Below are 19,296 nucleotides of genomic sequence, written 5' to 3'. Positions count from 1 at the left end.
TGGCAGTTCAGTTCAGCGTGTTCTTGTGGATCACTCCGTCTTTCATGATGATCCTGAGGTTCTCGTGGTTCGTCACCGCGCTCAGGTCCTCGAGTGGGTTGCCATCCACAAGCAGTAGATCGGCATATCCACCTTCGGCGACTGTGCCCAGGGTGCCTTCCTGATAGGGATTGCGCATATCGCCGCTGAAGGCGAACAGTTCCCCGGCCGTGCTGGTCGCCATGCGCAGAATTTCCACCGGCTTGTACCAGGGTAGAAGGCGTTCCATCATTTTTGCCTGCTCCTCGAACATTTCGGCAGGGACAAAGAACAAATCGGTACCGTAGGTCACCTTGAGGTTCGGAATTTCCTTGGCCCATTGATAAACATTGGCGGCACCCTCGCAGACCTGAGCCAGCTTGGCGTTCGAGAAATCGTCCAACTGCGGTTCGTTGCAGACGGTAAAGGGCTGGGTGCTGTGGAACACGCCCTCTTCCGCCATGCGCTGCAAGATTTCCTTGGTCAGAAGCTGGCCGTGGCCGACATCCTTGACACCTGCGTTGATCGCCCGCTCGATGGCGCTGGGGTGATAGGCGTGTACGGTGACATAGGTGCCCCAATCGGCAGCTGTATCGACAGCGGCCTTGATTTCCTCAAACGTGAACTGGTTACCCAACAGAGGGTCCGCCGGCGAGCTGTAGCCGCCACCGGCCATCACCTTGATGTGCGAAGCCCCAAATTTCAGGTTCTCGCGCACCGCCGCAAGTACTGCAGGCACCCCATCGACCAGGAAGCCGTGACCCTGCTTGTAGGGGGCTGCCAGATCGCCGCCAAAGCTGGGGTTCGCCTGATTTGGAAAGCGGAAATCGCCGTGTCCGGCAGTTTGGCTGATCGCACCACCGGCCGGATAAATCCGCGGCCCCGGAACCAGCCCCTCGTCGATGGCTTTTTTCAGCCTGAATGTGTTTCCGCCCATGTCCCGGATCGAGGTGAAGCCGCGCATCAGCATAGCTTCGGCGTCGATGGTCGAGTGAATGTAGTTGTAGCCTTCGAGGCCAACCAGGAAATTCACCTGGCTGAGCGAGCCGAAGGCAATGTGGGTATGTGTATCGGACAAGCCCGGCATCAGCGTGCGCCCCCCGCCGTCGATCACCGTGGCCCCGGCGGCATCGATTGCCTCGGTCGAAAACTTTCTGATCAGGTTTCCTTCGACAAGCACGTTGGCATTTTCAATCCTGGTGTCGCTGACCCCGTCAAACACATGTACATTCGTGAAAAGAACTTGTCCGGCATCCTCTTGCGCGGATGCCAGCGATGCGGTCGCTGCTGCAATAACTGAAAGAACCAAGCATTTCATTAGCATCTCCTGTTGGTAGAGAATTTGCGCCATCAAACGAGACGTTTCGTTCACTGTGCTACGTTGGCTGGTATTTGTATTGACATTTCGCGCCACTGAAGTGGCAAACCATTCCGACAAGTCAATGCGTGTAGAGGCCTTGCCATGCGCCCGGGGCGATACCCATTGTCCTGCTGAATGCACGGGTAAAGCTTGATTGTTCTGAGTAGCCCAAGGCCGTACTGATATCGGCCAGCGACAGGCTGCGGTCGCGCAACATATCCATCGCCAACCGGGTTCTTTCCTGCGTCAACAATGCCGAAAACGTCAGGCCGTTTCCCTTGAGCTTGCGTTGCAGGGTGCGCGGACTGACTTCGAGGATTGCCGAAAACTCTGCCAAGTTTTGGACTTGCCCGTCAAGAAGATAGGGCCTCAGCACTTCGCCCAATGTTCGCGACGGCTGCGATTTCGCCGTCTCATACAAATGCCCCGGACCCGGTGGGGTCGAGGTGACTGCAGCAAATCTGCGCGAAAGGAGCGCCCCGGGAAACCTGACCTCGAGTTGAGGACAACCGCATGACACCCGGGTTCCCGGCAATAGTCTGTCGATTTCCGCAGGGCTGGCCCATGTTGACATCACGGCCACGGAGTCAGGCGCGAAATCCGGGCCAAGTACACTGCGCATGATCTGAACGATGATCCACACACAGTTCCAGTCCGAATAGTTCAACCACGTCGAATTTGGCCGCGGATCCGCCACCGTTATGATGACGACCGCTGTCTGGTTCCGGATCTGAATTGCGCCGCATCTGGTGGGGTTGACGATGTTCAGGGCGACAAAAAAACGCAACAGCGCCTGCCAGACGGATAGCGCCCCGGCGACCCAGCTTTTGAAGGGGTCTTCGAAAGCTTCGAACTTTTGTTCGGACGAGGCGTAAAAACCCAGGTTTGCGAATCCCTCACGCCTTCCGAGATCGTGCAGAACTCGGTAAGTACGTGGCGAATACAATCTGACGTCGGGACGCTCAAGCGCGAGTGTCGGCAAACCGTTTCGGGCGAAGGCGTGTTCGACATTCAACCCGGCCCGGGACAATGCCCGAATATGGGGAATAATCCTTGCGGACCGTGTCGATTGCATAATCATCGTAAACGCAACTCTGAATACGAAAAAGGCATACTTCGTCGTTGTCTGATCGCAGCCGACCTTGTCGTACGGCACGATTGGCAGGCCGGATCGACCAATTTTGCATTAAGATGTCCGTATTTGCCAGTATTTTGGCACGGGACGAACCGACGGCCCATAGGACACCCAGATCACCCACACCTATAACCGAAATGCCAAGGCATTTGAGTGCTGGATTTCAATTCACCGCCGCAATCCACGCAGAGTCGAGACCGGGGTTGCGGTTGCCCGATCGTGAGGCGTCGCGGATCAGCGTGGCGACCCTGTTGCAGATCGGGGTCGGGACGGAATGCACTTCGCCCAGCCGGATGATCTCGCCCTGCAGGCTGTCGATTTCGGTTGGGCGCCCCGCCTTGAGGTCATATGCCATCGACGTGCGCGCGCTGGGGTCGATGGTCAGCATCTGCGCGGCGATCCGGGTAAAGACCGGCGTGGGCAGGCGCAGGATATGAGGCACCATCCAGGCAGGCACCGGCGTGTGCGAAGCCACCTCGATGCGGGCGGCTTTCAGCACGCCCAGCGCCTCGGCCATCTGGTCGGCCATCAGCCGCCGCCACTCCCGGTCCAGCAACTGTTCGCGCAGGGTCAGCCCGGACAGGGCGTTGAGCGCGTTGTTGAGGTTGATCACCAGCTTGCCCCATTGCACCGCTTCGATCCGAGTGGTCTCGACAATCGGCAGGTATGGCACCGACAACTTCCAGGCCAAATCGCCCGGACCGCCCTTTATCATGATATCGCCCGATGTCGCCCGATGCCAGGTCGCCGGGCCGGTGGGGACCACGTTGAACGGCACCATCGCGGGGCGGATATCCCGTTTGGGCAAATGCGCGCGGAGCATCCGGGCATTTGCAAGACCGTTCTGGAAGGACAGCACCGGGGTGATGGCCAGCGCGTATTGGCCGATCAGGTCCGCCATCTCTTGGGTTGCGCCGCTTTTCACGGTGACGATAACGGCATCGGCCAGCGCCATGCAGGCGGGATCCGTCGTCAGGGTAAGACGGTCGACCGGGACGGTCAGCTTGAGTCCCGAGAAATCGGTGACCGTGAGACCGTGCTCTTCGATCCGGTCGAGGATGCGCGAACGGCCCAGCAGCGTGACGTCATGGCCACTTGCCGCCAGCAATCCGCCGCAAAAACAGCCGATGCTGCCCGCGCCCGCGATGGTTATGTGCATGCCCCCGTGTCCCCCTTTCCCCGGCGCTATCATTGGGTGAATCCGGCGCCAAGGCAACGGGGCTATTGCGAGCGGCGCTGGCGGCGGTCTTTTAGGCGGGTGTGGGCTTCGGGTGTACCGTCATGGAAGGTGCCGAACCAGAGGTCCCATGGCATTTCCAGATTGCCATAGTTCACCTCAAAGTAGCGGTGGTGCATCTGGTGGTGGAAGGTACCCAGCGCCAAAGTTTTGCGATCGCGCACCAACAGGCTTTCGAAACCGGTATGCGAACTGGCTGCCGTCAGGCCCTGATGGAACAGGTGGAACAGGACGTGCATGGGGTGCGACGGTACGATCAGGTGGATCACAACGGAGGAGAAAAAGAATAGTGCCTCGACAGGGTGCATGGACAGACCGGACCACGGACCAACATTGACGTTGCGATGATGCAGAGCATGCGCCAGCCGATAGAGCGGCCCCCAATGCAACACCCTATGAATCCAGTAGAAGTGGAACGAAATCCAGACCGGTGTCAGCAGCAGGATCAACACGAAGAGAAAGGGGTGGTCTGACGGCATGAACACCGGCAGCCAGCCGCGCGCCATGCCATGCAATATTGCCACTTCCCAGAGCGTCCAGCAGCCGACACCGCTAGTCAGGCTCCAGAACATGTTGTCATGTATCTGATTGGAAAAGCTGAACTGCCGCCCCTTGTCCGACAGCGGGCGCGGGTCGAATTTCAGGCGGTCACCCTGCAGTTTGCGACCGAAGAAGAACAGGTGCAGCCCGCCAGCAACCAGCAGCATCAGCCCGATGTTGCGCAGCCAGATGAGCGCAATCCAATCCGGTGACAGGGTGACCATACGGTCAAGCGAAGGCGTCAGCCAGATCCAGCTGATCATGGCCAGCGCCAGCACGATCACGTTCTCGGCGACGCCAAGCCACCGCGCGGTAACCCAGCGCACCATGCGGCGCGGGTCAGGCGGCCATGAAAAGAATGGAGAAACCAGAATTGGCGTTTCCGGAATGTGAGCCCATCCGGGCAACTGCGGTTTGGTCATCGGAGGCTCCGTACGGATGCAGCACACCGTGACAGCTTTGACTTCCCATGAAAAACAGAAAATATTGGAGAATAAGAACAGAAAAATCGAATTGGGCCTGGATATGGATGAATTGCGCCTGTCGTTGCGCATGCTGCGGTCTTTCATGGTTGCGGTCGAAACCGGATCAATCGCCGGCGCGGCAGAGGTATTGAATCTGGCACCATCGGCAGTTGCCGCTGCGCTGGACCGGGTTGAGGCCGAGTTCGGCACAACGCTGGTCCGGCGCGCACGGGCCCGGGGCATAGCGCCAACCCCGGCTGGTCAGGCGCTGGCTGCGCGGGTGCGTGGGCTGATTGAGAGCTATGGCGACGTCATGCATGAAGGGTACGCGTTGGGTCATGCGCTACAGGGCAAATTGCATATCGGTTATTACGCCCCCACCGCGCCCGCGTTTCTGCCAGCCATTCTGAACCCACTGCTGGCAAGGCACCCGAATATCACGCTTGATTTGCGTGAATGCGACAACATCACCGCGCAAACCGGTTTGCTGGAGGGCAGGCTGGATATCAGCATCTTTGCCGGAGACGAGTTGCTGGCCGGTGTGGAAACGCGTCCGCTGCTGGATTTGCCGCCCTACGTGCTGCTGCCCGAGGGCCATGCCCTGGCCGCAGACGCAGAGATCGATCCGCAAGCTTTGACGGGACAGCCGATGGTGGTGTTGGATCTGCCGCTTGCAGGCCCTTATGTGCGTGGTTTGCTACGGCGGGCCGGGATAGAGCCGCACATCGCTGCCACGGCCAGCACGCTGGAAATGGTGCGGGCGCTGGTCGGGGCCGGGTTGGGTATCGCCGTATTGAACATGCGCCCCAAAACGATGCTGAGCTATGCAGGTGATCCGCTGGTTGCGCGACCGCTGGGCGGCGGTCTGCCCGGTTTGCATCTGGTTTCGGGGAGGGCCGAAGGTCCTCCGCGCAAGGTGGTTCAGGTAATAGAGACGGCGCTGCACGACTGGTTCGCAGGGCCGGAGGCGCAGGCATTGGTTATGCCCGGCGCGACGGCCGGGCAATCCCCGATCACTGCTCCAGACACCAGCGCATGATGGCCTTTTGCGCGTGCAGGCGATTCTCGGCCTCATCGAAGATGACCGAGTTCGGCCCGTCCATGACCTCGGAGGTTGCTTCTTCCTCACGATGTGCGGGCAGGCAGTGCATGAACAGCGCGTCAGGTTTGGCATGTGACATGAGTTCCGCGTTGACCTGATAGGGGCGCAGCATGTTGTGACGACGTTCCTTGGCGGATTGACTGTCATGCATCGAAACCCAGGTGTCGGCAACCACCAGATCAGCGCCCTCGACCGCTTTGTGCGGGTCCCGTTCGATGACGACTCTGGAACCCTTCTGTCGGGCAAAACCCATGAACTCTTCTTCAGGGTCAAGCTGGGCCGGGCCGCTGAAGGTCAGATCGAAGCCGAATTGACCGGCGGCGTGCAGGAACGAGGCGCAGACATTGTTGCCATCGCCGGTCCAGACCACTTTCTTGCCCGCGATGGGGCCGCGGTGTTCCTCGAACGTCAAAACATCGGCCATGATCTGGCAGGGATGGGTGCGATCGGTCAGGCCGTTGATGACGGGCACGTCGGAATATTCGGCCATCTCGGTCAGGATGGTCTCATCAAAGGTGCGGATCATGATCATGTCGACATAGCGCGACAGCACACGGGCCGTATCGGCAATGGTTTCGCCGTGACCCAGCTGCATGTCCTTACCTGACAGCACCATGGTCTGGCCGCCCATCTGGCGCACGCCAACGTCAAAGGACACGCGCGTCCGGGTGGAGGGCTTTTCGAAGATCAGCGCGACCATGCGGTCTTTCAGCGGCTGTTCGTCATCAGGGGCGGCCTTGGGACGGCCCAGACGCGCCTGTTTCATCGCGCCCGCCTGATCGATCATGGACCGCAACGCGGTGGCATCGGTTTTGTGGATGTCGAGAAAATGGTTCATATCGCTTCGCTTTTGGCTGGTCGGGCGGTGGGGGCCTTGCCCCCACACCCCCGGAGTATTTGGGAAAAGATGAAGCTCAGGCAGTTGCGAGCTGTGTTTCGATCTGATTGGCGGCCTTTTCGAGGCGGATCATGGCCTGGGCGATGTCATCCTCGGTCAGGGTCAGGGGCGGCAGCAGGCGGATGACGTTGTCGGCGGCGGGGACGGTGATGACCAGATTGTCATAGCCCGCATTGACCACATCTATATTTGGCGCCTTGCATTTCAGGCCGAGCATCAGGCCCGATCCGCGCACCTCTTCGAAGACCTCGGGGTGATCGGCGACCAGGCCTTCGAGTTTCTGGCGCAACAGGCCGGCCTTGCGGTTGACACCTTCGAGAAAGGCGGGTGTGGCGACCTGATCGATCACCGCACAGCCCACGGCGCAGCCCAGCGGGTTGCCGCCATAGGTGGAGCCATGCGTGCCTGCGGTCATACCGGACGCCGCATCTTCGGTTGCCAGCACAGCGCCGAGGGGGAAACCACCGCCGATGCCTTTGGCGACCATCATGATATCCGGGGTGATCCCGGCCCATTCATGGGCGAAGAGCCTGCCGGTCCGACCGACGCCGCATTGCACCTCGTCCAGGATCAGCAGCAGACTGTGTTCGTCGCAAATGGCACGCAGGGCCTTGAGTTCGGCATCGGGTACGGGGCGGATGCCACCCTCGCCCTGTATCGGTTCGATCAGGATGGCTGCGGTATTTTCCGTGATGGCGTCGGTGACACCGTCGAGATCGCCAAAGGTGACGTGGACAAAGCCCGGCAAAAGCGGGCCAAAGCCTTTGGTCATCTTCTCGGACCCGGCCGCAGCGATGCCCGCCGACGACCGGCCATGGAAGGAGCCGTCGAAGGTGATGATCTCAACCCGTTCGGGCTGGTCTTTGTCATAGAAATACTTGCGGGCCATTTTCACGGCCAGTTCACAGGCTTCGGTACCGGAATTCGTAAAGAAAACCGTATCCGCAAAGGTGTGTTCGACCAGCTTGTCTGCCAGTGCCTGCTGTTGCGGGATGTTGTAGAGGTTCGAGACATGCCACAGCGCATGGGCTTGTTCCGTCAGGGCGGCCACCAGCGCCGGATGGGCGTGGCCCAGCGCGTTCACCGCGATCCCTGCGCCGAGGTCGAGAAAACGTCGGCCATCCGCCTCGGTCAGCCAGGCGCCTTCGCCCTTTACAAATGACAAGGGCGCGCGGTTATAGGTCGGCAGAACGGACGGGATCATGGGATCATCCTTTTCGGGTCGTTTGAGCCTCGTGAGTGATACACGAAGGCCCGGTTCGTCAACAGATTTGGTGAGATTTGTGCCAATTTGGCAGGCACATGGGATCAAACAGGCCGATTACGCAGAGAGGCGTCGGCGTCGGAGCAGCTGGATATGTGCGCGTTTGATCATGGCCGCTCTATAGCCGCGAAAAGACTGCCTGAAAACCCTATTATTGCCGCCGGGTCAAAATTGCCGTCGGATCATCCCGCCGAGCGCCAGCGGTCGAGCTTGCCCATGCCGCGGGTGAAAGCCCAGGCAAGGATGCGGGGCATGCCTTTGGCGACAAGGGCATCGACGCAATGAGACTGGAACTCTTCCAGCGATGCGTCGGGATGGCGGAACGCACCGTTTTCGTAACACAGCGAGCAGTAACGCGTGCTTCGCCCGCCGTCAGCTTCGGACCCGCCGCCCTGGGGATCTTTTGACAGCGGCATGCCGCAACTTTGGCATTTGGGACCCATGGTGCTTGTCCTTGCAGATAATGACTGTCTGACATAGGATCAAAACCATGGAGTTGAGTCAACGGTTTTGAAACATGCGGATCGGGGAACTTGCGCGGCGCAGCGGGCTGAGCCGTGACACGCTGAGGTTTTATGAACGGCAGGGGTTGATCCGGTCAGGCCCGGGTCCGGACAACACCAACAGCTATCGCGACTATCCCGAAGACGCGCTGATCACGCTGGAGCAAATTGCCGATGCACAGGCGGCAGGCATTAGCATTGCAGAACTGGTCATGTTGCTGGGGCAGTTGGACGCCGCCGATCCCGACAGCTTTGACGGCGAGGCGTTTTTGCAGGACCGGATTGACGAGGTCGAAGCACGGATCGCACGGGCAGAGCGTTTTTTGGACAGCCTCAAACAAGCCAAGGCGGCGCTGGCGGCCCCACCGGTTTTGCGCTGAGCGCTGAATTGCGTCTTGCCAAGGCCCCTTTTTTGGCGCACCGCTTTCGCCCATGTTCACCCCGAAGGCGCAAAATCCTGCTTTGGCCGCAGGGCTGATCTTTGTCGCGACCGCCTTTATCGCGGCGACGACGCTGTTGGCCAAGGCCTTGGGGACGGATACACTCGGGCCTCCCTTGCACGCGATGCAGATCAGTCACGGGCGGTTTCTGTTCGCTTTTCTGGTTATCGTTATGGCGGTGGCGGCGTTCCGCCCACACCTGACGCGGCCCCATTGGAGGCTGCATCTGGGCCGGACGAGTTTCGGCTGGGCCGGTGTGACGCTGATGTTTGCTTCGGTCGCCTACATTCCGATGGCGGACGCCACCGCGATTTCCTTTCTCAACCCGGTATTCGGCATGGTGCTGGCAATCCCACTTTTGGGCGAGCGGGTTGGCCCGTGGCGCTGGCTGGCGGCAGGTGTCGCGCTTATCGGGGCACTGGTTCTGCTGCGCCCTACGCCGGCGAGTTTTCAGCCTGCGGCTCTGCTAGCGCTGACGGCAGCGGCAGTGATTGGAATGGAGCTGATTTTCATCAAAAAGCTGGCGGGGCGCGAGATCGCGTTGCAGGTTCTGCTGATCAACAACGCGATGGGCCTGACCATTGCGTCGGTGGCCGTGCTATTCGTCTGGCACGAACCCACGCCCGCCCAATGGGCGGCGCTGGCGGGCGTTGGCGTTTTGATGGCTTGTGCGCAATTCTGTTTCGTCAATGGTATGGCGCGTGCCGATGCCTCTTTCGTGGCGCCGATCAGCTATGCCACGCTGATCTTTGCTGCGTGTTATGACTTTGCTGCCTTTTCTGTCGTTCCCGATCTGGTCACGGTCACGGGGGCCGCGATCATCCTGATAAGCGCGCTTATCCTGGTCTGGCGAGAAGCGAGACGCCGCTAAGCTTATGTTCCACGCAACCCAGTAAAATTCCCGAAATCCGGGTCCATGCGCGACGCCCATGTCGCAATTGTTGATGAAGCAATGGTGCAATCCGGCAATTTTGGCGCTTGTTGGTTAGAAAGATTGCCACATGCACGAAAGACGCATTCCCGAGTGGGTTCGCCACGCTCCTGCCCCATCCGTTCGCGATTTCGGCATCCTTGCCGGTCTCGAAGCGGTTGTGCGCGGCATTCTGATCTCGGTCTTTCCCCTGGTGCTGTACCGGGCGCTGCAGGATGCGGCACAGGTCTCGTTTCTGTATTTCCTGGTTGGCATCGCCTCGCTGTCCGCAGGTCTGATGGTACCTTTTGCCATCCGTTTCATCCCGCGCCGCTGGGCCTATACGGGCGGTACGCTACTCTATGTCACCGGGGCCGGTCTTGCCATTCAGGGCACGCCTGAAACCGTCATGGCGGCGCTGGCCTGCAATACGGTGGCCGCAGTTGTCACCTTCATCTGCTTCAACGCCTATGTGCTGGACTATATCGATCGGATCGAGCTGGGAAGATGCGAAACGAGCCGGATGTTCTATAGCGCTTTGGGCTGGACAGCCGGGCCGATGGCCGGGGTGCTATTGATGGAGGTCTGGCCACCTGCCCCGTTTGTCATAAGCGGTACGGCAGCGATCCTGATGCTGGCGGTGTTTTGGTGGCTGAGGCTGGGCAACGGCAAGCTGATCGCAAAAGCGCGCGGTCCGGCACGAAATCCACTGGCCTTTCTGCCGCGCTTTTTCGCGCAGCCGCGGCTGGTTGCCGGGTACATGTTTGCCATGATCCGGTCCTGCGGCTGGTGGATTTATGTGGTCTATCTGCCAATCTTTGCCATCGAAAACGGGTTAGGTGAGCAGCTGGGCGGCATCCTGTTGTCGCTGACCAACGCCATGCTGTTTGCAGCGCCGCTGATCCTGCGCTGGGTGCAGGGGCGGTCGCTGCGCAGCGCGGTCCGTATCGGGTTTCTGGCCTGCGCGGCCTGTTTCGCCGGGGCGGGCGTGTTGTCGGGCTGGCCCGTCGTGTCGGTAACCAGTTTGGTCCTCGGCTCGGTTTGGTTGATCGTGCTGGATATCTGTGCCGGACTGCCATTCCTGCTGGCAGTCAAACCGTCCGAGCGCACCGAGATGTCGGCGATCTATTCCAGTTATCGCGATGTCTCGGGCATTCTGACACCTGGCGTTGCCTCGGTGGTCTTGCTGGTAGCACCGGTTGCGGGCGTTTTTGCCGCCGGTGGTCTTGCGCTGTTCGGTGCCTGGCAGGTCGCGGCGCGCCTGCATCCCAGGCTTGGACGACCGCGCATAGCGTTGCTGCCGGGTACGCTGGCCGAGCCGGAAACCGCCTAGGATTTGAGCCGGTATCCGGTTCTGATCATCTGCCATGTCACGCAACAAACCGCGACAGTCGCCAGCGTGCAGATCACCAGACCCACAAAAGGAGAGCTGTCGGAAACGCCGATCATCCCGAAGCGCAGCCCGTCAATAAGGTAAAAAACCGGATTGGCATGGGACAGCCGGTTCAGTACCGGCGGCAGCGCTTCGACCGAGTAGAAGGTGCCGGACAAGAAGGCCAGCGGCGTAACGATGAAGTTGGTGATCGCCGCCATCTGGTCGAACTTGTTGGCAAAGATCCCGGCAAATAGGCCAAGTGCACCCATGAAGGCGCCGCCGAGGATGACAAAGGCAAGGGCGACGAGCGGATGGTACGGAATCATTCCCAGCACCAGCGCCAATGCGATGCTGACGGCCAGCGCAATCAGGACGCCGCGGGCAACGCCCCCGGCAAGATAGCCCAGCAGAATTTCCAGCGGCGAGAGCGGCGGCATCAGCGTGTCGACGATATTGCCCTGCACCTTGGCTATCACCATTGACGACGAGGTGTTGGCAAAGGCGTTCTGGATCACCGTCATCATCATAATGCCTGGAGCCAGGAAGGTCAGGAATGGCACTCCCATCACATCGGGGCGCCCGGGCCCGATTGCGATGTTGAAGATCAGCAGGAACAGCCCGGCGGTCACCAGTGGCGCCAGCAAGGTCTGGGTCCAAACCGCGAGAAATCGCTGCACTTCGCGCTGCGCCAGCGTATAGAGACCGATCCAGTTGCAGCGGCCAAAGCGTGGTGCGCCCCGATCGACGAAATTCTGCATCATCCGCCCCTCATCCGATTCGAAGACAGCTTGTAACTCGGCGCACAGTGATTAGAATAGGGGCCTATGACGAATTCCGAAGGCGGCCGCGATCAAGGGGGCCGCTTTCCCGCTTTTGAAAGGCAACCCATGTCCTGGACTGACGAGCGTGTAGAGCTGCTCAAGAAAATGTGGGGCGAAGGCCAGTCGGCCAGCCAGATCGCCAAGGAATTAGGTGGGGTCACCCGCAACGCGGTAATCGGCAAGGTGCATCGTCTGGGCCTGTCGAACCGCACTACGGGCGCAGCTGCGGCCAAACCGGAACCCAAGGAAAAACCGACCCCCGCCCCGAAAGCCGAAGCAAAACCGAAACCCGCCCCCAAGACCGAACCGGCGCGCCCAGCCCCGGCGCCTGCGGTCGAGACCAAACCGGCCACACCGCCGCGCCGCCAGATCATCCCGGCGGGCCAACCGCTGCCGCCGCAACCTTCGGCCAATGAAATCAGCCCCGAAGCACTGGCCAAGGTCAACGAGATCGAAAAAAAGGCCAAGAAGCTGACACTGATGGAATTGACCGAGCGGACTTGCAAATGGCCCGTCGGCGATCCGGCGACCGAGGATTTCTGGTTCTGCGGCCTGCCTGTGGAACAGGGAAAACCCTATTGCGAGGCGCATGTGGGCGTGGCCTTTCAGCCAATGAGCGCCCGCCGCGACAGGCGGCGCTGAAACCTTTCCACAACCAGACAATGAACTACTCCGGTTTTCGGCGTGGTTTTGTTGCAGGGCATTACTGAACAGGAAGGTTGCTTGAACGCGTCGCGCCCCTTTTGGGGAAATCAGGGGCGCTGCCCCTCTTGCCCTGCGGGCAATTCACCCCCGGGGTATTTGGGACTAGAATGAAACAGACGCAGCCTGACTGAGTTGCAGACATAAAAAGCCCGGGCAGTACGCCCGGGCGTACACTCGTTACTCACATTCAGCCGATTTACTTGGTCGGAGCGCTGGAGGTGAAATTCGGGATCACATTGGTCGATGCGGCATCGGGCTCGATGCCCGGCCAGTTCCCCTGGGCCAGATTGATGTTGCCGGGGATATCCTCTTCCCAGAAACCGACAACGTTCTTGGTGATGTTGAGATAAAGCTTGTCATCCACGATGCGCCACAGGTTCGGGTTGCCCGGAACCTTGCCGCCGCGCGACACGCCATAGGCGCAATGGCCGTCGTATTGCGGCGCGAAATGTTCTGGATTTGAAAGAAACTTTTCGCGATTCTCCTCGGAGACGAAAGCCCAGGTGGCGCCGTTGTATTCGGCGGTGAAGGCGGCGTTGCCCTTGACGCCTTCGGGCTGCGCCTGACCGACGGCCGATTGCGCCAGATCGCGATAGGCGACGACATCATAGCCGGACGCGGCGTAGCCGGTTCCGTCAACATATTGCGGGCCGGCATAGGCAGGAATGGCAAAGGCGGCCGTGGCGGCCAGCGCAGCAAGAAGACGTTTCATCAAATCGGTCCTTTCGGTTTTCCAATGCGCCGTGTGGCGGCGTCGGTTGATCTGCGAGGACAATATGCATTTCGGGCCGGGAACGAAGAGGGCCTCGCGGCTCTGTGACGGGCAAAGAAGTTTCGTGAGCTGAAATCGGGATATGTTACAGCTTTTTTATTCCACCTCTGGGGGTAGACATAGAAAAATGAAATATTAACTGAGCAAGAGGCACCCGGTGGCACGAACAACTCGAAGAGGCGCAGAATGAGCGATCTAACCAGCTATACTCCCCCGAAGATCTGGGTGTGGGACCGGGAAAACGGCGGGCAATTCGCCAATATCAACCGTCCCATAGCCGGCGCGACCCATGACCAGGACCTGCCGGTAGGCAAACATCCGATACAGCTTTACTCGCTGGCCACACCGAACGGGGTGAAGGTGACGGTCATGCTTGAAGAGCTTCTGGAGCAGGGGCACGAAGGCGCCGAGTACGATGCGTGGCTGATCCAGATCGGGGACGGCGACCAGTTCAGTTCGGGCTTTGTCGAGATCAATCCGAATTCAAAGATCCCTGCGCTCGTCGACCGGTCCGGGGATGAACCGGTGCGGGTATTCGAGAGCGGTTCGATCCTGTTTCATCTGGCCGAAAAATTCGGGGCTTTCCTGCCTGCAAGCGGCCCGGCGCGCACCGAGGTGATGAACTGGCTGTTCTGGCAGATGGGCAGCGCGCCCTATCTGGGCGGCGGCTTTGGTCATTTCTACGCCTATGCGCCGGAGAAATGGGAATATCCGATCAACCGCTTTGCCATGGAGGTCAAACGGCAGTTGGATGTGCTGGATCGGGAGTTGGCGAACAAGACCTATATCGCTGGTGAAGACTATTCGATTGCGGACATGGCGATCTGGCCCTGGTACGGACAACTGGTGCTGGGCCGAAACTATGGCGCGGCCGAATTTCTGGATGCGGAAAGCTATGAGAACGTGATGCGCTGGTCCAGGCAGATCGATGCCCGCCCGGCGGTGAGCCGGGGCCGCATGGTCAACAAGACATCAGGCGAGCCGAAGTTCCAGTTGCGCGAGCGGCACGCGGCGTCGGATTTCGAAACCCGCACGCAGGACAAGCTGGAGGACGCGGCGGAATAACCGCCCGACCGCTGCTGGAAGCGCCCAGTTGTTATGATGCGCCGAGCGTTACTTGAGGATCGGCGGCTTGGACGGGTCGCTGCCCGGTGCCGGACGCAGAGGCTGCGGCGTCTCGGGCTGAGTCAGATCAAAACACAAGCCCGTCTTCGCCAGCTTTTCAACAGCGCTGTCAGAGGCGGAGAAGAACCCGACATCCATTGTCCCAGCCTCGATGCCGGAAAAGGTCAAAGCCTCGGAGGCGGCCTTGGCCAAAGCCCCCTCCGCGCCATCTACAGCACCGACAAAGGCCAGAAGGTGCCCGCGGGTGCCAGTTTCGTCTTCGGTCCCGACCAGATACGCGCGTTGGACCAACCCGGCCGCAGTCGCAAGCTTGACGTCGAGCGCCTGGATCAGGACATCCGGCAAGCCCTTCGGGGCGAGAAACCGAGTGATTCGCGCCGATACCTCGTCGGGTTCGTGGCCGAGCGCATCGCTGAGCCACGCCAGCGCTTCGGCCGGGATCAGGATCGAGGATGGGGCAACTTCGAGGTTCAGACCCAGACCGATACCCTGCCCCGCCAGCATCGACGACAGCACCCGTCCCGACAATGCCGCATAGGGGGCGGGACGCCCGGCGAATTGCGCCAGCCTGTCCTCGCGGTCGAAAGCCAGCACGAAGCGGCCATCCGCCACGTCGAAAAGCTCGGGCGAGATGTTTTCACCCTGCGCCTCTTTGGTCAGCATCAGAAACAGTTCGCTGTCGGCCAACCTTTCATAGAAGCGCAAACGGGCGGCGTCGCTGTCGGGGGTGGCCTCGATTGCCGCATGAGCGACGTCCAGGGCAGTTGTTTCAGTCATTCAGAACCTCCTGCACCCGGGCGCGCAGCACCGGCAGCAGCTCTGCCTCGAACCACGGGTGTTTCCTGAGCCATGCCGTATTGCGCCAGGACGGGTGAGGCAAGGCAAAGACCCGCGGCGCATGGTCTCGCCAATTGCGAACGGTCTCGGTGACGGGGGCGCGGGCACGCAGGTGGTATTTGTGGGCGTGGCCGCCAACCAGAACGGTCAGAGGCATCTCTCCCAACTCGTCGATGACTCGGTCGTGCCAGGTGCGGCGACAGATCGGCGGTGGCGGCAGGTCTGCATTGCGGGCATCGTACCCGGGAAAGCAGAACGCCATCGGAACCACGGCAACGCGGGACAGGTCGTAAAAGATATCCTCGTTCAGCCCAAGCCAGTCGCGCAGCCGGTCACCAGAGGGATCGGTGAAGGGGCGGCCCGACGCATGGACCCGTGCGCCCGGAGCCTGCCCCGCGATCAGGATGCGCGCACCGGGACGGAACCAGACAACCGGGCGCGGCAGATGCGCGGTTGCCGTTGCCGCGAACTTGTCGGCACACAGGCGACAGGCGCTGATTTCCCGGGCCACGGTCGATGTCATTGCAGTGTCTCCCCGATCGGGGCGACTTGTGCCGTCTGGCCCCGTAATGCTAGAGGCAGGTCAATGCCCGACCGCACAATTGGCCGGACGCATCAATCCCACGTTGATCATTTGTTTCACATTTCGACATAATGTGGCCAAGATAAAAGTGTACCCGGCATGCGGCCTGCACTGGCAGGGTCCGCGCCCACCGACAAAAACAGAGGCCACCCAGCGGCAGACGCACGATGCTAGAATTCGAGAATGTCAGCAAATCCTTCTGGACGGGCACCCAGCGTAAGGTGATCCTCGACCGCGTTTCCTTTCGGGTCGAGCTGGGAAAATCTCTGGGCATTCTGGCCCCCAATGGTACAGGCAAGACGACGCTGATCAACATGATGGCGGGGCTGGAAAAACCGGACGAGGGTATTATCCGCCGCGAATGCAACATCTCGTTCCCGCTCGGATTCATGGGCGGCGTAATCGGACGCATCTCGGCCATGGAGAACGCCCGCTATATCGCCAGGCTGTATGGAATGGACCCGGATTATGTCGAGGCTTATTGCCGGTGGCTGTGCGATCTGGGCGAGTATTTTGACCAGCCACTTGGCACTTATTCCTCGGGCATGCGGTCACGGTTCACATTTGCGTTGATGCTGGCATTGGATTTCGACATGTATTTGATCGATGAGGGGATGCCCGCAACAACGGATGTGGAGTTCAACAAGAAAGCAGGGTCGATCCTGCAGGAACGGTTGCGCACGACAACCATCGTGATCGTGTCGCACAGCCCGCAGATTCTCGAGAAATTTGCGCATCAGGCTGCCGTCCTGATGGACGGTAAGCTTTATCACTTTGAAACCTTGGAAGAGGCAACGCAGCTTTATGACTACCAAACCCAAGGCTAGGAAATATCGCATCCGGCGCGATCAGGCATCCGGCGCAGGTGAGGACGGACACGAAACCGGTCAGCTTTCACCAGCCGAGCGGATTCGCCGTGCATTGGGCCAGCACGAACCCGAGACGCAGGTGGGTGAAGAACTGGAGGCCATCAAGCGCGAGGGGCTGACCGGGCGACAGTTGCGCGTAGCAAGGCGTCTGGCGCAAAAGCACAAACTGCCCGCAACATCGGATTATGACGCGGTGCGTTTGCTGCGGCAGAAAGGGATCGACCCGACTAGCCGAACCAACGTGCTGGATCTGGTGGTTACGCAAACCCAGTCCGACGATGAACAACCACGCGACCGGATACAGCTGCCGCAAACCATCCGCGAGCGGCGCGAGACCCTGCCCTCGACCGAACTCAGCCCGTCGCAACGTCGCGAGATGGAGATCGGCAAGATTCAGCGCGATATTGCTCGGCGTCGCCGCAGAAAGATGTTCGGCCTTATGGCCCGTCTGGCGATGTTCGTCATATTGCCCACCGCGCTGGTCGGAACCTATTTTTATCGCTACGCCACGCCGATGTATTCGACCAAGTCCGAATTTGTCATCCTGCAAGCCGACGGAGCACTGGGCAGCGTTGGCAGCCTGTTTGCAGGCACCCAGTTCGCCACCAGCCAGGATTCGATCTCGGTCCAGTCATTCCTGGAATCGAAAGAAGCAATGCTGCTTTTGGATCGCGACGTCGGGTTCAAGTCACAGTTCCAGCAACCCTGGATCGACGAGATACAACGCCTGCCTGGCGATGCCAGCAACGAGGCGGCCTACAAGATCTACAAGCGATCAGTGAAACTTGGCTATGACCCGACCGAGGGTGTCATCCGGATGGAAGTGATCGCCCCTGATCCGCTGGTGGCCACGGAGTATTCCGAAAAACTGATCTCGTATGCCGAAGAACGGGTGAACGACCTGTCCGAACAGAAGCGCGAGGACCAGATGAAGGACGCGCGCGACAGTTTCGAAATGGCGCAGGCGGAACGTCGAAACGCGCAGGAGGCACTGGTCCAATTGCAGCAGGAAGGTGCGATACTGGATCCGGCCAGCGTGATTGCCAGCCTGCGCGCGCGGATCGACCAGGTCGAGGTGCAGTTGCAGGACAAGGAGCTTGAACTGGCCGCATTGCTGGACAACGCCCGCCCGAACAAGGCCAAAGTCGACGGTGCCCAGGCTGATATCCAAAGACTGGAAGCGGTGCTGGCATCGCTCAATGCCGAGATGCTCGACGCCTCGAACGGCGAGAACTCGCTGGCACAGCTGAACGTTCGCATTCAGATGGCACAGGCCGACCTGGCGTCACGGGATCTGATTCTGCAAACAGCATTGCAGCAAATGGAAACCACCCGGATCGAGGCCAACCGTCAGGTGCGCTATCTGACGGTGTTCGTAAACCCCGTGCCCAGCGATGATCCCAGCTATCCACGCAAGTTCGAAAATACGATTTTGGCATTTCTGGTTTTTGCTGGTATCTACCTCATGATCTCGCTTACCGCGTCGATCCTTCGTGAACAGGTATCCTCGTAAGACTCATGAAACATGTAAAAATCGCCGATCTGACAGTGGGCAACGACCTTCCGCTCACCATCATCGCGGGCCCGTGCCAGCTTGAAACCGCCGATCACGCGCAGATGATCGCAGGGCAGATGAAAGAAGCCTGCGAAGCCGCTGGCGCGCAGTACGTTTTCAAAGCCAGCTATGACAAGGCGAACCGGACCTCGCTGTCTGGAAAACGCGGCATGGGCATTGATGCGGGGTTGCAGGTTCTGGATGGTATCCGCAAGACGATGGGCATACCGGTCCTGACCGATGTTCATACCGAAGCGCAGTGTGCCATCGCCGCCGAGGCGGTAGACGTCCTGCAGATCCCAGCGTTTTTGTGCCGCCAGACGGATATGCTGCTGGCTGCGGGTAATACGGGCGCAGTGGTCAATGTAAAAAAGGGTCAGTTTCTTGCGCCGTGGGAGATGCCGAATATAGTCGAAAAGATCGAAAGCACTGGCAATACCAACATCCTGCTGACCGAACGTGGCACTTCGTTCGGCTATAACACGCTGGTGGCTGATATGCGCTCCCTGCCACAAATGGCCCAGACCGGGTATCCGGTGGTGATGGATGCGACCCATTCGGTGCAACAACCCGGCGGGCGCGGCGGTTCGTCCGGCGGCCAACGTGAGTTTGCGCCTGTGATGGCGCGGGCGGCGGTATCGCTGGGAATCGGCGCAGTGTTCATCGAAACCCATCAGGACCCGGACAACGCGCCGTCGGACGGGCCGAACATGATCCCTCTGGATCAAATGCCGCAACTGATTGCCACCCTGATGCGCTTTGATACGCTGGCCAAAGCCAACC

General features: G+C 60.0%; 20 protein-coding genes. 9 read left to right on the top strand and 11 right to left on the bottom strand.

Going from position 1 to position 19,296, the window contains the following annotated elements; genetic code table 11:
* Window positions 1-7: 7 nt before the first annotated feature.
* The 4 genes from AC2FLX_RS09260 to AC2FLX_RS09245 form a co-directional block, all read right to left on the bottom strand.
* On the bottom strand, window positions 8-1,336 hold the full coding sequence (locus AC2FLX_RS09260; protein WP_496811420.1) for a metal-dependent hydrolase family protein: 1,329 nt from the start codon (window positions 1,334-1,336) through the stop codon (window positions 8-10).
* Window positions 1,337-1,457: 121 nt separating this feature from the next.
* Window positions 1,458-2,459, bottom strand: coding sequence for a helix-turn-helix transcriptional regulator (locus tag AC2FLX_RS09255; RefSeq protein WP_496875416.1), 1,002 nt, complete (start codon window positions 2,457-2,459; stop codon window positions 1,458-1,460).
* A 217-nt stretch (window positions 2,460-2,676) separates the two neighbouring features.
* The gene (locus AC2FLX_RS09250) at window positions 2,677-3,672 is read right to left on the bottom strand and encodes a 2-dehydropantoate 2-reductase (protein ID WP_496744186.1); all 996 of its coding nucleotides are present in this window, start codon (window positions 3,670-3,672) and stop codon (window positions 2,677-2,679) included.
* 62 nt (window positions 3,673-3,734) lie between these two features.
* Window positions 3,735-4,712, bottom strand: coding sequence for a sterol desaturase family protein (locus AC2FLX_RS09245; RefSeq protein ID WP_496744184.1), 978 nt, complete (start codon window positions 4,710-4,712; stop codon window positions 3,735-3,737).
* A gap of 103 nt (window positions 4,713-4,815) precedes the next feature.
* Between AC2FLX_RS09245 and AC2FLX_RS09240 the strand changes: the two genes are divergently transcribed.
* A complete protein-coding gene (locus AC2FLX_RS09240; protein ID WP_480749445.1) occupies window positions 4,816-5,793 on the top strand; it encodes a LysR family transcriptional regulator in 978 nt (325 codons plus the stop codon).
* Here AC2FLX_RS09240 and argF read toward each other — a convergent pair.
* From argF to AC2FLX_RS09225, 3 genes are all read right to left on the bottom strand, one after another.
* Window positions 5,768-6,694, bottom strand: a complete 927-nt coding sequence (gene argF / locus AC2FLX_RS09235; protein ID WP_496744182.1) for an ornithine carbamoyltransferase — start codon at window positions 6,692-6,694, stop codon at window positions 5,768-5,770. The two genes, AC2FLX_RS09240 and argF, sit on opposite strands and share 26 nt — an antisense overlap.
* A gap of 76 nt (window positions 6,695-6,770) precedes the next feature.
* The gene (locus AC2FLX_RS09230) at window positions 6,771-7,958 is read right to left on the bottom strand and encodes an aspartate aminotransferase family protein (RefSeq protein ID WP_496875415.1); all 1,188 of its coding nucleotides are present in this window, start codon (window positions 7,956-7,958) and stop codon (window positions 6,771-6,773) included.
* A 242-nt stretch (window positions 7,959-8,200) separates the two neighbouring features.
* Complete coding sequence (locus AC2FLX_RS09225; RefSeq protein WP_209598147.1) at window positions 8,201-8,461, bottom strand: zinc ribbon domain-containing protein; 261 nt, start codon at window positions 8,459-8,461, stop codon at window positions 8,201-8,203.
* A gap of 74 nt (window positions 8,462-8,535) precedes the next feature.
* On the opposite strand from AC2FLX_RS09225, the gene AC2FLX_RS09220 reads away from it, so the two are divergent.
* The 3 genes from AC2FLX_RS09220 (at window position 8,536) to AC2FLX_RS09210 (ending at window position 11,204) form a co-directional block, all read left to right on the top strand.
* Entirely contained in the window at window positions 8,536-8,901 is a 366-nt protein-coding gene (locus tag AC2FLX_RS09220; RefSeq protein ID WP_480749448.1) for a MerR family transcriptional regulator, read from the top strand.
* A 52-nt stretch (window positions 8,902-8,953) separates the two neighbouring features.
* Window positions 8,954-9,832, top strand: coding sequence for a DMT family transporter (locus AC2FLX_RS09215; RefSeq protein ID WP_496810487.1), 879 nt, complete (start codon window positions 8,954-8,956; stop codon window positions 9,830-9,832).
* A 130-nt stretch (window positions 9,833-9,962) separates the two neighbouring features.
* Window positions 9,963-11,204 carry an MFS transporter gene (locus AC2FLX_RS09210; RefSeq protein WP_480749450.1) on the top strand — a complete coding sequence of 414 codons (1,242 nt, stop codon included), beginning with the start codon at window positions 9,963-9,965 and terminating at the stop codon, window positions 11,202-11,204.
* Here AC2FLX_RS09210 and AC2FLX_RS09205 read toward each other — a convergent pair.
* Window positions 11,201-12,004 (bottom strand): ABC transporter permease, encoded by an 804-nt coding sequence (locus AC2FLX_RS09205; protein WP_496810491.1) that lies wholly within the window; start codon window positions 12,002-12,004, stop codon window positions 11,201-11,203. The genes AC2FLX_RS09210 and AC2FLX_RS09205 overlap by 4 nt on opposite strands.
* Window positions 12,005-12,133: 129 nt before the next feature.
* Here AC2FLX_RS09205 and AC2FLX_RS09200 point away from each other — a divergent pair, with 129 nt between their 5' ends.
* Window positions 12,134-12,709, top strand: a complete 576-nt coding sequence (locus AC2FLX_RS09200) for a GcrA family cell cycle regulator (protein ID WP_480749451.1) — start codon at window positions 12,134-12,136, stop codon at window positions 12,707-12,709.
* A 259-nt stretch (window positions 12,710-12,968) separates the two neighbouring features.
* On the opposite strand, the gene AC2FLX_RS09195 is transcribed toward AC2FLX_RS09200, so the two are convergent.
* Entirely contained in the window at window positions 12,969-13,484 is a 516-nt protein-coding gene (locus tag AC2FLX_RS09195) for a YHS domain-containing (seleno)protein (protein ID WP_480749452.1), read from the bottom strand.
* A 246-nt stretch (window positions 13,485-13,730) separates the two neighbouring features.
* Here AC2FLX_RS09195 and yghU point away from each other — a divergent pair, with 246 nt between their 5' ends.
* On the top strand, window positions 13,731-14,609 hold the full coding sequence (gene yghU, locus AC2FLX_RS09190; protein WP_480749453.1) for a glutathione-dependent disulfide-bond oxidoreductase: 879 nt from the start codon (window positions 13,731-13,733) through the stop codon (window positions 14,607-14,609).
* Window positions 14,610-14,657: 48 nt separating this feature from the next.
* Here yghU and AC2FLX_RS09185 read toward each other — a convergent pair whose 3' ends face one another.
* Both AC2FLX_RS09185 and AC2FLX_RS09180 read right to left on the bottom strand, forming a co-directional pair.
* A complete protein-coding gene (locus AC2FLX_RS09185) occupies window positions 14,658-15,446 on the bottom strand; it encodes an SseB family protein (RefSeq protein WP_480749454.1) in 789 nt (262 codons plus the stop codon).
* Window positions 15,439-16,029, bottom strand: a complete 591-nt coding sequence (locus AC2FLX_RS09180) for a uracil-DNA glycosylase family protein (protein WP_496744171.1) — start codon at window positions 16,027-16,029, stop codon at window positions 15,439-15,441. Before AC2FLX_RS09180 ends, AC2FLX_RS09185 begins: the two co-directional genes overlap by 8 nt.
* A 227-nt stretch (window positions 16,030-16,256) precedes the next feature.
* Between AC2FLX_RS09180 and AC2FLX_RS09175 the strand changes: the two genes are divergently transcribed.
* The 3 genes from AC2FLX_RS09175 to kdsA form a co-directional block, all read left to right on the top strand.
* Complete coding sequence (locus AC2FLX_RS09175) at window positions 16,257-16,916, top strand: ABC transporter ATP-binding protein (protein ID WP_480749456.1); 660 nt, start codon at window positions 16,257-16,259, stop codon at window positions 16,914-16,916.
* A complete protein-coding gene (locus AC2FLX_RS09170) occupies window positions 16,894-18,471 on the top strand; it encodes a KpsE/RkpR family capsule polysaccharide export protein (RefSeq protein WP_480749457.1) in 1,578 nt (525 codons plus the stop codon). Before AC2FLX_RS09175 ends, AC2FLX_RS09170 begins: the two co-directional genes overlap by 23 nt.
* A 5-nt stretch (window positions 18,472-18,476) precedes the next feature.
* Window positions 18,477-19,296: 3-deoxy-8-phosphooctulonate synthase (gene kdsA, locus AC2FLX_RS09165; protein WP_496875414.1), on the top strand; the 820-nt coding region annotated here is incomplete at its 3' end.

This window comes from Ruegeria sp. YKSF57 (assembly GCF_059612585.1).
This window is presented reverse-complemented; position numbering and strand designations above follow the sequence as displayed.